Origin of the sequence: Saccharospirillum alexandrii, assembly GCF_043641555.1 — a bacterium.
Lineage (GTDB): Bacteria > Pseudomonadota > Gammaproteobacteria > Pseudomonadales > Natronospirillaceae > Saccharospirillum > Saccharospirillum alexandrii_A.
In genome coordinates this window covers 148,453-162,532 of sequence record NZ_JBHZRJ010000006.1, presented here as the reverse complement: position 1 = coordinate 162,532, position 14,080 = coordinate 148,453, and the positions used below count along the sequence as shown (strand labels likewise).

General features: G+C 57.6%; 10 protein-coding genes. 7 read left to right on the top strand and 3 right to left on the bottom strand.

Features of this window, described 5'->3' with window-relative positions; all coding sequences use genetic code 11:
* Positions 1-121: 121 nt before the first annotated feature.
* A complete protein-coding gene (locus ACHUE7_RS19780) occupies positions 122-3,097 on the top strand; it encodes a bifunctional diguanylate cyclase/phosphodiesterase (RefSeq protein ID WP_394171598.1) in 2,976 nt (991 codons plus the stop codon).
* A 16-nt stretch (positions 3,098-3,113) separates the two neighbouring features.
* Here ACHUE7_RS19780 and argH read toward each other — a convergent pair whose 3' ends face one another.
* Positions 3,114-4,517 carry an argininosuccinate lyase gene (gene argH / locus ACHUE7_RS19775; RefSeq protein WP_394171597.1) on the bottom strand — a complete coding sequence of 468 codons (1,404 nt, stop codon included), beginning with the start codon at positions 4,515-4,517 and terminating at the stop codon, positions 3,114-3,116.
* Between the two features lie 207 nt (positions 4,518-4,724).
* Between argH and ACHUE7_RS19770 the strand changes: the two genes are divergently transcribed.
* The 6 genes from ACHUE7_RS19770 (at position 4,725) to araD1 (ending at position 11,414) form a co-directional block, all read left to right on the top strand.
* Positions 4,725-5,840 (top strand): sensor histidine kinase, encoded by a 1,116-nt coding sequence (locus tag ACHUE7_RS19770; protein WP_394171596.1) that lies wholly within the window; start codon positions 4,725-4,727, stop codon positions 5,838-5,840.
* A gap of 5 nt (positions 5,841-5,845) precedes the next feature.
* Positions 5,846-6,577, top strand: coding sequence for a LytR/AlgR family response regulator transcription factor (locus tag ACHUE7_RS19765; protein WP_394171702.1), 732 nt, complete (start codon positions 5,846-5,848; stop codon positions 6,575-6,577).
* A 171-nt stretch (positions 6,578-6,748) separates the two neighbouring features.
* A complete protein-coding gene (locus ACHUE7_RS19760; RefSeq protein ID WP_348477719.1) occupies positions 6,749-6,958 on the top strand; it encodes a hypothetical protein in 210 nt (69 codons plus the stop codon).
* A gap of 623 nt (positions 6,959-7,581) precedes the next feature.
* Entirely contained in the window at positions 7,582-9,123 is a 1,542-nt protein-coding gene (locus ACHUE7_RS19755; protein ID WP_394171595.1) for a phosphoenolpyruvate carboxykinase, read from the top strand.
* Positions 9,124-9,418: 295 nt separating this feature from the next.
* A complete protein-coding gene (locus tag ACHUE7_RS19750; protein WP_394171594.1) occupies positions 9,419-10,138 on the top strand; it encodes a FadR/GntR family transcriptional regulator in 720 nt (239 codons plus the stop codon).
* Between the two features lie 280 nt (positions 10,139-10,418).
* Positions 10,419-11,414, top strand: coding sequence for an AraD1 family protein (gene araD1 / locus ACHUE7_RS19745; RefSeq protein WP_394171593.1), 996 nt, complete (start codon positions 10,419-10,421; stop codon positions 11,412-11,414).
* A 145-nt stretch (positions 11,415-11,559) separates the two neighbouring features.
* On the opposite strand, the gene ACHUE7_RS19740 is transcribed toward araD1, so the two are convergent.
* Entirely contained in the window at positions 11,560-12,456 is an 897-nt protein-coding gene (locus ACHUE7_RS19740; protein WP_394171592.1) for an SMP-30/gluconolactonase/LRE family protein, read from the bottom strand.
* A gap of 12 nt (positions 12,457-12,468) precedes the next feature.
* Entirely contained in the window at positions 12,469-14,061 is a 1,593-nt protein-coding gene (locus ACHUE7_RS19735; protein ID WP_394171591.1) for an aldehyde dehydrogenase (NADP(+)), read from the bottom strand.
* Between the last annotated feature and the right edge of the window lie 19 nt (positions 14,062-14,080).

The following is a 14,080-nucleotide window of genomic DNA, read 5'->3' as shown; positions in this document are numbered from 1 at the left end:
CTGACTAAACTGGCAGTATTCAGATCATAAAAGCCTGTCACCCATGCCTTTGAAGGGAAAAACCGCACATTCCAGGGTCGGAAATGACTCGGCCCCGCGCCTTGTAGATCCCTCAACCTGGTTGAAACATTCACCACTGGTGCTGTATGAGGCGGAATCGCGGGGTGAGCAGAAAGACCTCTGGGCCCTGAATTATGTGTCCGAGTCGATCGAACAGTTGACGGGTCACCCGCCAGACGAATTTCTGGGTGAGAACCCCAGACGCTATTTGTATCAGATGATTCATCCCAGCGACCGCCGGCGAGTGGGTGCCGAATACGACCGGTGCCGGGCCATGCTGTCGCCCATCTTCATGACCTACCGGATCAAACACCGGGAACAGGGTTATATCTGGGTTGAAGAGCGCACCAATTTCATCCGGCAGGATAGCGAACACATTGTCTGCCTGGGGTCTCTGGTGGATACCCACGCCCCGGTGCGCATTGAAAAGCACAACGCCCGGCTCGACAAAGTGCTGGCCCGGCTGAATGCCGACGTCGCCGTAGCCACCGGGCAGGATTTCATTGAGCATCTGTGCAGGCGTCTGGCTCTGTTGCTCGATTGCCGGCAAGTGAGCCTGTTTCAGGTTAACGACGACCAGCATCTGGATTGCCTGGTTTCGATTCTGGACGGCCTGATGCAGCCCCGCTACAGCATGCGCCTAACAGACAGTCTACTGGCCCCGCTCGCCAGTCAGTCACACCTGCTGAAAAGCCTCACCGCGGCAGACCGACACCAATGGCCGATTCTCGATACCATGGTTCATCTCGAAGCCTTCCGGCTCGACAGCCGCCGCGGGCGCTGGGTGGGCATACTGGTCATCGACCATGACGAGCCGCTGGAGGTTGATTCATCGCTGTTTCGGGTACTCGAACTCTATACCGAGCGGGCGGTGACTGAAATCGAACGCCTCGGGCTTGAGGGTCGGTTGCAGGAAAGCGAGGCGCGGTACCGGGCATTTTTCGAGACCGCCGTTCAGGCGTCAATGATCGTCGACTTGCAAGGCCGGGTGATCAACATCAACCGGGCGGCTGCCAGCCTGTTTGGGGTGCGCGATGAACCGGATGTGTTGCAGTTGCCTTCCATCCTGCCGGATCACCAGCCCGAGGGCTATGAGACCTGGCCCGCCTTTCTGGCGTTTATCGAACAGGCCAGCGATGCGAAAGCACGACAAAGCCAGTGGCAATTGAAAACACTCGGCGGCTCAGTTCGTACCATGGTGGTGCATTCTTTCAGAGTCAGCGGCAACCTGACCGAAGGGGTGATGCTGTCCTTCGATGACATCAGTGACCGGTTAAGCGCTGAAGCCTCGCTGCGCGAACAACACCAGTTAATGAACCGGAGGCAACAGCGCCTGCGGGGGCTGGTTGATGTTGCTACGCGACTGGAGCGCCAGAGCAGCGTTCGCGATTTTCTGGTGTCCAGTTGCACTGCTCTGACTCAGAAGGTTGGCTTGTCCCAGGTTGCTTGCTACCAGCCGGACAGCGAGTTCTGGTATGCGAGCAGTCTCAAGCCAGAACAACGCACCCACTTCCAGGAGCACAGTGAGCCCCTGCGGCAGGCGCTTGCTACCCGTCACATCAGTTGGGGCTCAGACACCAGCCAGTGGTTTTACGTCCCGTTGGTGGTGGATAACCAGGCTGTCGCGGGTCTGGCCATTCTCGGTGACGACCTGATTCTGAACGACCTCGATTTTCTGTCGATGCTGGCTCAAACCCTGAACCTGTCGTTCGATAACCTGATGCAGCGGAAGAATCTGCGCAACCAGGCCATGCACGACAGCCTGACCGGGTTGGGAAACCGCTCTCAGCTACACCAGTGGATCAGCCAGACACTCGGGCAACAGCCGGATCAGAGCGCGAGCCTGTTATTGTTCGACCTGAACCGTTTCAAGGAGATTAACGATACCCTGGGTCACCATTTTGGCGACCGCTTGTTGTGTGAAATCGGGCCACGCATTCAGCGCATGCTGGAATGGCAAACCAGCCATAACATCTCCCGGCTCGGTGGCGATGAATTTGCGGTGTTGCTGCCCGATATCAGCCAGCAGGAAGCCCTGGCCGTTGCCGAACGCATGGCCCTGTGTTTGCGTGAGCCCTACCAGATCGACGCCATGCAACTGCAGGTTGAGGCCAGTATCGGCCTGGCGCATTACCCCGATCAGGGTCAGGATGGTCACGAACTATTGCGCTGCGCCGATGTGGCTATGTACGCGGCCAAAGCCAACAACGAGTCGGTGGTGGTGTTCGATTCGCACCTTGATGCCCACACCCCCCAGCGCATTGCGGTATTGTCTGAATTGGAAGTGGCGATTGGTGCGGGCCAGCTGTGGGTGGCCTACCAGCCAATCATCAGTGCGGCCACAGGTGGCGTCGCCGGCTTTGAAGGGCTGGTTCGCTGGCAGCATCCGGAACTGGGCGCCCTGTCTCCGGCCGAATTCATACCGCTGGCCGAAATGGGGCAGGGCATTCGGCTGATTACCCGCTTTGTACTGGAACAATGTATGGCGCAAATCGTTCACTGGCGTCGCCACCACCCGGACCGCTATGTGGCCGTAAACCTGTCGGCGCGCGTGTTGCTCGACCAGGCATTGCCAGGGCAAATCGAGCAGTTGCTGGCAAAGTATAAATTGCCGGGCTCGGCGCTGGTGCTGGAGCTGACCGAAAGCACCCTGCTGTCGGATCCGGTGCGGGCGATCACCATCATCAACCAACTGGCTGGCCTGGGCGTTGGGGTTGAAGTGGATGACTTCGGCACCGGTTATTCTTCGTTGGCGTATTTGAAGTCACTGCCGATTCAGGCACTGAAAATCGACAAGAGCTTCATCGATGATTTGCTGGTGGACTCGCAAGACAGAGTCATCGTCGAGTCGACCATTACCATGGCACATAACCTGGGTCTGAAAACCGTCGGGGAAGGGGTAGAGAGCGAGGCCACCTTTCACGAACTGGTGCGCCTGGGCATTGATTCATTGCAGGGGTACTACTTTGCCAGACCATTGGCCGCGGCGGATATGACCGAATGGCTGGACGACTATCACCGCTCGCTGGAGTGGTGATAGTCGTCCATCGTCATTATCGGCTGGCCAGCAGAACACCGGCCCGTGCGGCCGCTGCCCGAACCTGATTGGGCGCGGTGCCACCCAGGTGGTCGCGAGCCGCAACCGAGCCTTCCAGCGTCAGCACATCGAACACGTCGGCGGTGATGGTGTTACTGAACGGGGTCAGCTCTTCGAGTGTCATTTCACTCAGGTCTTTGCCCTGGGCCAGGCCGTAGGCCACGCTCTTGCCAACCACCTCGTGCGCATCGCGAAACGCCATGCCTTTCTTCACCAGATAATCCGCCAGGTCTGTCGCAGTGCTGTACCCACGCAGCGCCGCTGCTTTCATGACCGCGGGCTTGGCCTCAATGTAAGGCACCATGTCGGCGAAGGCACGCAGACTGCCCGCCAGGGTATCGATGGTGTCGAACAGCGGCTCCTTGTCTTCCTGGTTGTCTTTGTTGTAGGCCAGCGGCTGGCTTTTCATCAGCGTCAGCAGACTCATCAGGTGGCCATAAACCCGGCCGGTTTTGCCTCGCACCAGTTCCGGTACATCGGGATTCTTCTTCTGCGGCATGATGCTGGAGCCAGTGCAGAAGCGGTCTGGCAGGTTGATGAAATCGAACTGGGCCGAGGCCCACAACACCAGCTCTTCCGACATGCGCGACAGGTGCATCATCGTCAGCGACGCCCAGTGGGTGAATTCGATGGCAAAGTCACGGTCCGAGACCGAATCGAGCGAGTTCTCGGAGGCGCGGTAAAAGCCCAGCAACTCGGCGGTGCGCTCACGGTTGATCGGAAAGGTGGTGCCCGCCAGCGCTGCGGCACCGAGCGGCAGTATGTTTACCCGTTTGCGGCAATCCTGCAGGCGTTCGAAATCCCGTTGCAGCATTTCATTCCAGGCCAGCAGGTGGTGACCAAAGGTGACCGGCTGAGCCGTTTGCAGGTGGGTAAAGCCGGGCATGATGGTATCGGCTTCGTTCGTGGCGAGGGTGACCAGGCCTCGCTGCAATCGGGTCAGTTCGGCGCTCAGGCCATCGATGGCTTCGCGCAGGTACAGCCGGATATCGGTGGCTACCTGGTCGTTCCGGCTGCGACCGGTGTGCAGCTTTTTGCCCACTGGCCCGATCTTGGCGGTCAGGGCCGATTCGACGTTCATGTGCACGTCTTCAAGCGCCACCGACCAGACCTGCTGGCCGGATTCGATGTCTGCCTGAACGGCCTTAAGGCCATTCACGATCTGTTCGCATTCGTCAGCGGTCAGCACACCAACTTCAGACAGCATGGTCGCATGAGCGACAGAACCCTGAATGTCATGTCGGTACAGACGCTGATCGAATTGAATGGAGGCGGTAAACTCGGCCACAAACGCATCGGTTGCTTCGGCAAAACGGCCACCCCAGGCGGCATTGGTGCTTTGAGCGTGGTCATCAGACATGATTACAGGGTTCCTTGGGCACAGTGAAGGGGCATTATATCGGCTTGGCAGGCGTTGGCTATGGTCTAGGGAGCCTTTGAACAACTCCCCCAGATCCCAGGGGGCGTTATTCAGAGGCTCCCAGGTGACTTGCTGGCTTGATCCAGGCATCCGCACGGGAGACACTGAGCCTCTCGTCTCAAGCAGATTAACAGGCAGGTTGCGTTCTTGAAGCCAGCGAAAACCCCCGCTCTCACCACCCATCAGCCTTCCCTGGTGCTGCCCGACTTGTGTACCGCCACTTCGGTATTTTTTCTGGTACTGGTGTCGGAATTGCTGGTGCTGGTGTGGGTGCTGCTGCAGTCGGGCATCGACTGGATTCAACTGGGTGCCATGAGCCTGACCGTGCAGTGGATCGTATTGCCTTCGGCGGCCCTGTTGTGCCGGTTGCGCCACTGGCTGGCCCGCAGCCCGCTGTGGCTGGGGTGGCTGGTCGCGTTCTCGACGGTATCGGGGGTGGGGTTTGTGGTCAGCGTGGTTGGCAGTGTGGTTGTCTTGGGGGGCTGGGCCGCGATAGACCCGGTGACGGTGCTGCGCCACACCGCAGCGACGGCCATCATTGCGGCCTTGTTGCTGCGCTATTTTCAACTGCAACAGGCGGTGGTGGATCGCTCCCGGGCGGAGCTTTCGGCGCGCATTGAAGCGTTGCAAAACCGCATTCGTCCGCATTTTTTGTTTAATAGCCTGAACACCATTGCGGAATTGATTGCGACCCGCCCCGAGGCGGCCGAACAGGCGATCGAAGATTTATCCCGACTGTTTCGGGCCAGCCTGAAAGAAGCCACCACGTTCTGGAGCCTGAGCGATGAGCTGGCGCTGGTCGATGGTTATCTCTCACTGGAGCAGTGGCGGTTGGGTGACCGCCTGACCGTGGTATGGCAGACGCCGCGGCCGACAGCGCGGTGGTCGGTTCCGGTGCTGATTCTGCAGCCACTGATTGAAAACGCCATCGTGCACGGCATAGCCCCGAGCGTTAACGGTGGCCAGTTACTGATTCGGTGCCGGGAAAAGAACAGACAACTGATCATTGAGATCGAAAACCCGCTGGTGCGGTCTTCGTCCGTCACGGAGCCCACCGCCGACCAGGGGGCAGAGCGACGCCGAACTCCCCGGGGAAATCAGGTTGCGCTGGAAAACATTCGCCATCGTCTGGCCACTTTATATGGGGATGCCGCCAAATTGTATGCGGCGGCCGATGAGCGAACCTATCGGGTTCGTTTAACCTTGCCCGCCACCTTGCTGGCGCACGGGAACACGCACCGTAACAACAGGAGCAACCCTTGAAAGTCATGATCGTAGACGATGAGCCGCTGGCCCGGGAGCGCTTGCTCAGGCTATTGCAGTCGGAAGACAACGTGACGCAATGCGTCACCGCCGCTAATGGTCAGGAGGCCTTGCGCCGGCAAACGGATGACCCGGCCGATCTGGTGCTGCTCGACATCCGCATGCCAGGGCTCAGTGGGCTGGAGTTGGCGGCTGAATGGTCGCAGCAGTCGAACCCGCCGGCCATCGTCTTCTGTACCGCATACGATGATTACGCCCTCGAAGCGTTTCAGGTTCAGGCTGTCTCCTACCTGATGAAGCCGGTAAAGGCGGCCGACCTGCATCAGGTGCTGGCCCATGCCAGTCAGTTGAACCGGGCACAACTGACCGCCCTGAGCGGAGCGGATATCGGCCCGGTGATTGCTTTGCAAACCGGTCGCGGTAAAGAGCGTATCCCGTTGAACGATGTGTTTTGTTTCCGTGCCGACCAGAAATACGTTGTCGCTCAGTGCCGTCAGGGTGAGCGGTTATGCGACTACAGCCTGAAACAGCTCGAAGAACGCTTTCCCGAACACCTGGTGCGGGTGCACCGGACCACCCTGGTTCCCAAAAGCCGGCTGGAAAAGCTGTCGCGGGATGCCCAGGGCGGTATTTGGCTGAACGTACGCGGGCTGGACGAACCGGTCACCGTCAGTCGGCGCTTTGCGCGTGAGCTAAGGCCTCTGTTCAATGATTCAACGGACTGGTCGGATTCATAGCGGACGAGGCTGACCAAATAGGTTGCGTGTTGTGCGATTTTGTTTGCGAAACACCCAAATAGGTTTTATAAAAGAACGGTGTGTGATTTTGGGAGTCGTTGCCAATAGGCCTCATTAAGCAATGCCTTAACGTCGGCAACGTCTGCCAATCCGTACGAAAAGGGGATCAAGGTGAGTGATAAAAACAAGTCGGGCAAGTTGGTGCCGGAACAGACAGATGCAGAACGCCAGTTGGCCGACCGGGAAGCACTGCGGTCGCAAATGGCCGGTGAGGTCGAAGCGTTTTTGAAGGCGGGCGGCAAGGTAGAGCAGGTCGAACGCGGGAAGCGAGCAGACCCGCCGCGCAAGCCCGAGAGCCAGTATGGCAGTCGCCCGATTTGAAAGGGTCATACCGGAGCTGAGACCTGTTGTCAGCAAGCATTCGGATGAACTGCCGCTGTCTGTGGACGCTTGTGGTTATACATTCTGGTCTGGAAAACGCATTAGCCACGACCGGAGTGGATGGCCGTTTCTTTTCGGTCCTCACCATGGGGTGCCGATCGATACCAGTGAACACAGTGTTTCAAAAAAAACATCAATGAAATCGAATTACCAAAACAGCCCCAGATGCCGGGTAATCTTGTAACTTAACAACATTTGGCCGGTCCCGCCTGACAAAACTTCGCCTCGTCCTGATGCCCGAAAACCGGGTTGATTGCCCGATTATTGATCATTCTTTCCATCGATTCCTGCATCAATGCTCAATCAATGCGCACAAAGCCCCAGTTCGTGCGCCAGAGCGGCGCAATGGCTGAGGGCGACGACGGACATATCAAAAACTGACCGGATGGGCTGGATGTCGTTTTCTTTCAGCAAAATTCGTGACCGTGTCGCTTGTCAGAAAATTATTGACGAAATAACGTTTCTTGCCAGTGTCAGTGGGCAGTACACTCCCTGCAACTATCAACACATACCAACTATAACGATCCGCTGGACAATCCCCCCCATTAAGGAGATAACCGCTAATGGCCGCTTTTTCCCCTCACGCCCACGTGGACCTGAGCACCCCGCTGTTGCTGGAGTTTGCTGTCCGCCGCGAAGAAGGTGAGTTTGCCAATAACGGGGCCTTTGTCGCCCGTACCGGTGAGCGCACCGGCCGCTCTCCGAAAGACCGCTTTATCGTCAAAGAAGCTGGCAGCCAGGATGAAATAGAGTGGGGGGCGGTCAACCGCGCCTTTGATTCAGCCCGGTTTGATGCCCTGTGGCAACGTGTCAGCGACCACCTGGCAGATCGTGAACATTTCGTGGGTCATCTGGAAGTCGGTTCAGCCGCTAAGCACAGCGTGCCAATTCGGGTAACCACCGAACTGGCCTGGCATCAGGTGTTCGCCCGCAACCTCTTTATTGTGGCCGACGAGTGGAACGCGCAGAGCAAAGACAGCTGGCAGGTCTTGAACGTACCCAGTTTTGTCTGCAACCCCGAGCGTGATGGCACGGCCAGTGACTCTGCCTGCATCATCAATTTCGAGCAACGTAAGGTGCTGATCGCCGGTTTGTACTACGCCGGTGAAATGAAAAAAGCCATGTTCTCGGTGCAAAACTTTTTGTTGCCAGCTCAGGATGTGCTGCCAATGCACTGCTCAGCCAACGTCGGTGACGATGGCAAGACCACCCTCTTCTTTGGCTTGTCTGGCACCGGTAAAACCACGCTCAGTGCCGACCCGGAGCGCTTTCTGATCGGCGACGATGAACACGGCTGGGGCCCGGGTGTGGTGTTCAACATTGAAGGCGGCTGCTATGCCAAGTGCATCGACCTGACCGAGAAAAACGAACCACTGATCTGGAAAGCGATTCGCTTCGGTACCATTCTGGAAAACGTGGTGCTCGACGATCAGCGCGCGCCGGATTACACCGACGACAGCCTGACCCAGAACTCCCGCGCCGCCTACCCGCTTGAACACATCGAAAAACGCCAGTTGAGCAACCAGGGCGACGAACCCAATGCCGTGGTGTTCCTGACGTGTGATTTGAATGGTGTGTTGCCGCCCGTGTCCAAACTGAGCAAGGAAGCGGCTGCCTACCACTTTCTCAGTGGCTATACCGCGCTGGTCGGTTCAACCGAAATGGGGGCAGGCAAGGGCATCAAGACCACCTTCTCCACTTGCTTTGGTGCGCCTTTCTTCCCACGCCCGGCCGGTGTTTACGCCGAGCTGCTGATGAAACGGGTCGAGTCGGCCGGAACCGATGTCTACCTGGTCAATACCGGCTGGACCGGTGGCGCCTACGGCGAAGGCAAGCGGTTCAGCATTCCGGTCACCCGGGCGGTGATTACGGCGATCACCAATGGAGAACTGGCCAATGTTGAGACCCGGCATATCGATGGCCTGAACCTCGATGTTCCTGTTGCTGTCCCCGGTGTTGATGATGAACTGTTGGTTCCGCGCAATACCTGGGCTGATCCGGCCGCCTATGACGCCAAAGCCGCTGCGTTGATTGAAGAGTTCAAACAGAACTTTGCCAAGTATGACGTCTCCGACGCCATTAAAGCTGCAGGCCCCCAGGGCTGATACCCTGCAAAAACCTTCCCCCTGATACACCCCGGGCCCGCTACAGGGCCGGGGTGTCTGTCTTTTTAGGCGTCGTGCCCAACACCCTGATTGCCAGCGCAGTAACATAGATCCGGTCTGATCGGGCTCGGTCGTACGTATTACAGTAGACATCGACTGGAAAAATCCTGGTCATGGAGCGATACTGTAGGCCGTTGCTGTTTATATGATATAATAAGATAAATGTAGGGGCTTCGATGCCCGTTCACCGATGATCGACCCGGTAACCGAGCTGGGCTAAAGAAGAGTTTAGTGCATGGCCGTTCTAGAGCGAAATCTTAGTCTTTCCCAACGCATGACCCAGGAATTGGGCCGGTCGATTGTCTGCGGTGAGTTTAACGCCAATGAAAGCCTCCCCAGCGAAGCAGTGTTGTGTGAAAGCTTCGGTGTCAGCCGGACTGCGGTGCGTGAAGCGGTGAAAATGCTGTCGGCCAAGGGGCTTATCTCCAGTCGACAGCGACAGGGTATTCGCATCCTGCCGGAAGAAGAATGGAACATTCTGGATTCCGATCTGTTGCGTTGGTCGCTTGAAAGTAACCCTTCGATGCGGGTGCTGAAAGAATTTTTGCAAATGCGCATCGCCATTGAGCCAGCGGCTGCAGCGCTGGCGGCCCAAAACGCTCGTCCGGAGCGGCTCGCGACGATCCGTGAAGCGCTGGAGCGGATGGACCAGGCTAAATCCGGCAGCCCGGAGCAGGCACTCGAAGCCGATATCGATTTTCACATCAGCATTCTCTATGCCAGCGAAAACCGGTTTTTCATTCGCATGCGTGACTTCACCCGCACGGCACTGAACGTCAGCATCCGCCATACCAACGTGATCAAAAGCAACCCGGGCGGCGTAGTGCATGATCACTCACTGGTTTACGACGCCATAGCAGAGGGCGATGCAGAGCTGGCCAAGCAACGCATGTTTCTGCTGATCGACGAAGCCCTCACCTTTATTGAGCAAGAGCTGGAGAAGTCGGTTAACTGATCTCAGAGGCTCCCTGGCTATCTTCAGCTAATTCTTTTGCCGATTTTATTCCGTGAATTTCGCCTCACGCATGGCCAGCGCGCGCCATTCTCCTGCAGTCGCTTCATTTCCAAGTGTCTTTTACCAAAGCGTCCCGACTGGCGCTCAGACGGGGTTGTTGACAGCAACTATCAGACACTCTATCGTTTCATTATGGTATTATAATACAAATAAAAGTTGAATCCTCCGTTCTGCTGCGACTGACAGAGCCCAGAGAATAAAATAAAAAAAGGTAACCAAGATGAGACTGATCCAGTTTTTGACGTCCGAAAACAAGCCTGCCCTCGGTCGGGTATGTTCCAATTCTGAAGTTCAGGTAGTGGGTGCGGTGTCCACGCTTTATGAATTGGCGCAACGCGCCCTGGCTGAATCCACCCAATTGATCGAGCTGGTTGAACAACTGGCCACCGACGAACGTGTCGATTATGACCAGTTGGAGAGCGAGCAACGGTTGCTTGCGCCCTTCGCCCATCCAGACCCCGCGCATTTGTTCGTCACGGGTACGGGCCTAACCCATCTGGGCAGCGCCGACACCCGCGCCAACATGCACGCAAAAACCAGTGGCAAGGCAGAGTCTGAACTGACTGACAGCATGAAAATGTTTCAGCAGGGCGTTCAGGGCGGCAAACCGGAAGACGGAACAGTCGGTGCTCAGCCCGAATGGTTTTATAAGGGGAATGGCAGCATCGTTGCAGCACCGGGTAAGGCCCTGCAGTCTCCGGACTTTGGGCTTGATGCCGGCGAAGAACCGGAAATCGCCGGTTGCTATATTAATGACGAGAAAGGCCAGCCCTGGCGTATTGGCTTTGCCCTCGGCAACGAATTCTCCGACCACAAAACCGAACGCCAAAACTATTTGTTGTTGGCGCACTCAAAACTCAGGCCCTGCTCGGTCGGTCCTGAAATTCTGATCGGGGATTTGCCCGCCGAAGTGCGTGGGCAGTCACGCATCGTGCGTAACGGCGAAGTGATTTGGGAAAAGCCTTTCCTGAGTGGCGAAAGCAACATGAGCCACAGCCTGGCCAACCTGGAACACCACCACTTCAAATACAGCCTGTTTCGTCAACCGGGTGATGCCCATGTGCATTTCTTCGGCACGGCCACATTAAGCTTTGCCGATGGCATTGAAACCCGCGAAGGGGATGTGTTCGAAATATCGGCTGAAGGGTTTGGCCGGGCGTTGCGTAACCCCATCGCCATTGCCGAGTCGGCAGGCGGACCCGTGAACGTATTATAAGGCGACAAAAAAAAGCCCCCGATAGCGGGGGCGAATGTCGAGGCAGACACTAACTGATTGATAGGTGACCCTGCTAATAACTCAGGTCCACGCCAGACGTCTTCTATTGAACCCAAGGCGGTCCAACGCCATCTGGCAACTATCGTTATTTCGGTATTCGCGCTTCATCGGGCGTGCATTCCGCCAAGCCGCGATAAGGTGTTGCATACGCCAGCACATGCCCGGCCATGGGCTCATCCTTACGTTGCTGTTCGGTCATACCTTCCGTCGCAGAGGTCACGAGCAATACATCCAGGTTCGGTCCACCAAGAGCGACACAGGTCGGTTGTGATACCGGTAAATTGTGTAATGCCGTTAGCGTTCCCTCTGGGCTGAAACGGGCGACTCCACAGCCGCCAAAGAGTGCGCACAATAAATGGCCGTCTGAGTCGATTGCAGCCCCGTCTGGCTTGCCGCGCGGTACTTCTGCAAACAACCTTGCGCCACAGGGTTCCCCGCGTTCCGGATCGAAATCGAAGGTTCGAATCTGACCGGTTGGGGTATCGGCGTGGTACATGCGTTTGCCATCCGGGCTCCAGCACAGCGCATTGGGGATGGTCAGGTCTCGCAACACAGAATGCACGCCGGTTTCGTCCAGCCGGTACAAGGTGCCGGTCGGGGCGCGGTCACCTTCATCCTGCATGGTGCCCGACCAGAACCGGCCCTGCCGGTCGACACGGCCATCGTTAAACCGGTTCCCCGGTTTTCCGGTTTCCGGTTGGGCGATCCAGCTCAGGTCGCCGGTTTCGGGTTGATACAGCGCAAAGCCAGTCGCAAAACTGGCCAGCAAGCGAACGGGGTCGGTTGAGAGAATGCCAAAGGATGTCAGCCGGTCCGGCGTTCGCCACTGAAACAAAGTCCGGCTTTGCCAGTCGAAACGGTACAGACGGCTGTTGTGAATGTCGGTCCACCACAGGCTGTTGCTTTGGTCGTGCCATTGCACGCCCTCACCCAGAGTGTTGGCAACATCAATCGAGAACAGAAACTCAAGCGAGTCTGTCATATCGGTTGCCTCCTAGATCTGGCCGTCCTGCCATTCACCGTTAACCAGGCGTCTCAGCCCCCAGGGGTTGTCGTTACGCAGTGCGGGCGGCAACAGGTCTTGCGGACTGTTCTGATAGCAGACCGGACGTATAAAGCGGTCGATGGCGGCGGTACCGACTGACGTAAAACGGCTGTCGGTTGCAGCCGGGAAGGGGCCGCCATGCATCATGGCATCCGTCACTTCCACCCCGGTCGGGAAGTTGTTGAACACGACCCGGCCGACTCGTTGTTCCAGTAATCGGACCAGTTCTGTTGCCTGGCTCAGCTCGGCTTCGGTACCGTGCAGCGTGCCGGTCAACTGTCCGGACAGGCTACTGATGACCTTGCTGAGTTCGTCGGTGTCGCGGCATTCAATCACCAGGGAGCAGGGGCCAAACACTTCTTCCTGCAAGGCCGGGTTGGTGATGAAATCCCCGGCATTGACCGCGTACAGATAAGCCTGGCCACAAAATCCGGTGTCGTTTTCCTGAGCTTTACCGGTAGAGACCTGACGGACGCCGGGTTGGTCGGACAAATGAGCAGCACCCGAGGCATACCCTTCGGCGACAGCCTGGTTCAGCATCACGCCAGCCGGTTTGTCGGCCAGTGCGGCACCCGTTGCTTCCATAAAATTGTCTAATTCAGGGCCCTTGAGGCCGAGAACCAGGCCAGGGTTTACGCAGAATTGGCCGGTGCCCAGCGTCAGTGAACCGACAAACCCTTCGGCGATGTCTGCAGCCGATGTTTTAAGTACCTCGGGTAGAACCACGAGCGGGTTGATACTGCCCATTTCCCCGAAAAAGGGAATCGGGTCCGGGCGATTGCTGGCCAGTTTGTACAGTGCCATGCCACCACGGGTTGAGCCGGTAAAGCCGACGGCTTTTACTTCGGGTGCGGTCACCAGGTTGACGCCGATTTCATTGCGATTACCGGCCAGAAAACTGATAACACCGGCTGGCATATCGCATTGCTTCGCAGCACGGGCCAGTGCCTGGGCAACCAGTTCACCGCTGCCGGGGTGCGAGTTGTGGCTTTTCACAATCACCGGGCAACCCGCCGCCAGTGCCGACGCGGTGTCGCCGCCAGCGGCCGAGAAGGCCAGTGGAAAATTGGATGAACCAAACACAACAACCGGGCCGATTGGGTGCTTGCAAAACCGAATGTCGGGTCGCGGCATGGGCTGGCGGTCGGGCAGGGCGGTGTCGATACGGGCATCGAGGTAATCGCCTTTAACAAGGTGTTTGGCGAACATCCGTAACTGGCCGCAAGTACGGCCGCGTTCACCTTCGGCGCGGGCGCGGGGGTAGCCGGTTTCGGCAGATACACGGTCGAGCAGTTCGTCACCGAGCGCCATGATTTCATCGGCACAGGTTTCCAGAAAGCGACTGCGCTGCTCGGGGCTGGTTGCTGCAAAAACAGGCGCAGCCGCAGCGGCTGCTGCCGTGGTTGTTCTGAGCTGTTCTTCGCTGGCGAAGCTCAGCTCCGGAGCAAGCTTTTCACCCGTGGCCGGGTTGATGGCATGGTAGCTCCCGCTGGTGCCGGTTTGCCATTGTCCGCCGATCAGTTGTTTGCCTGTAACGCTCATGCGAATCACCTTTTAATTT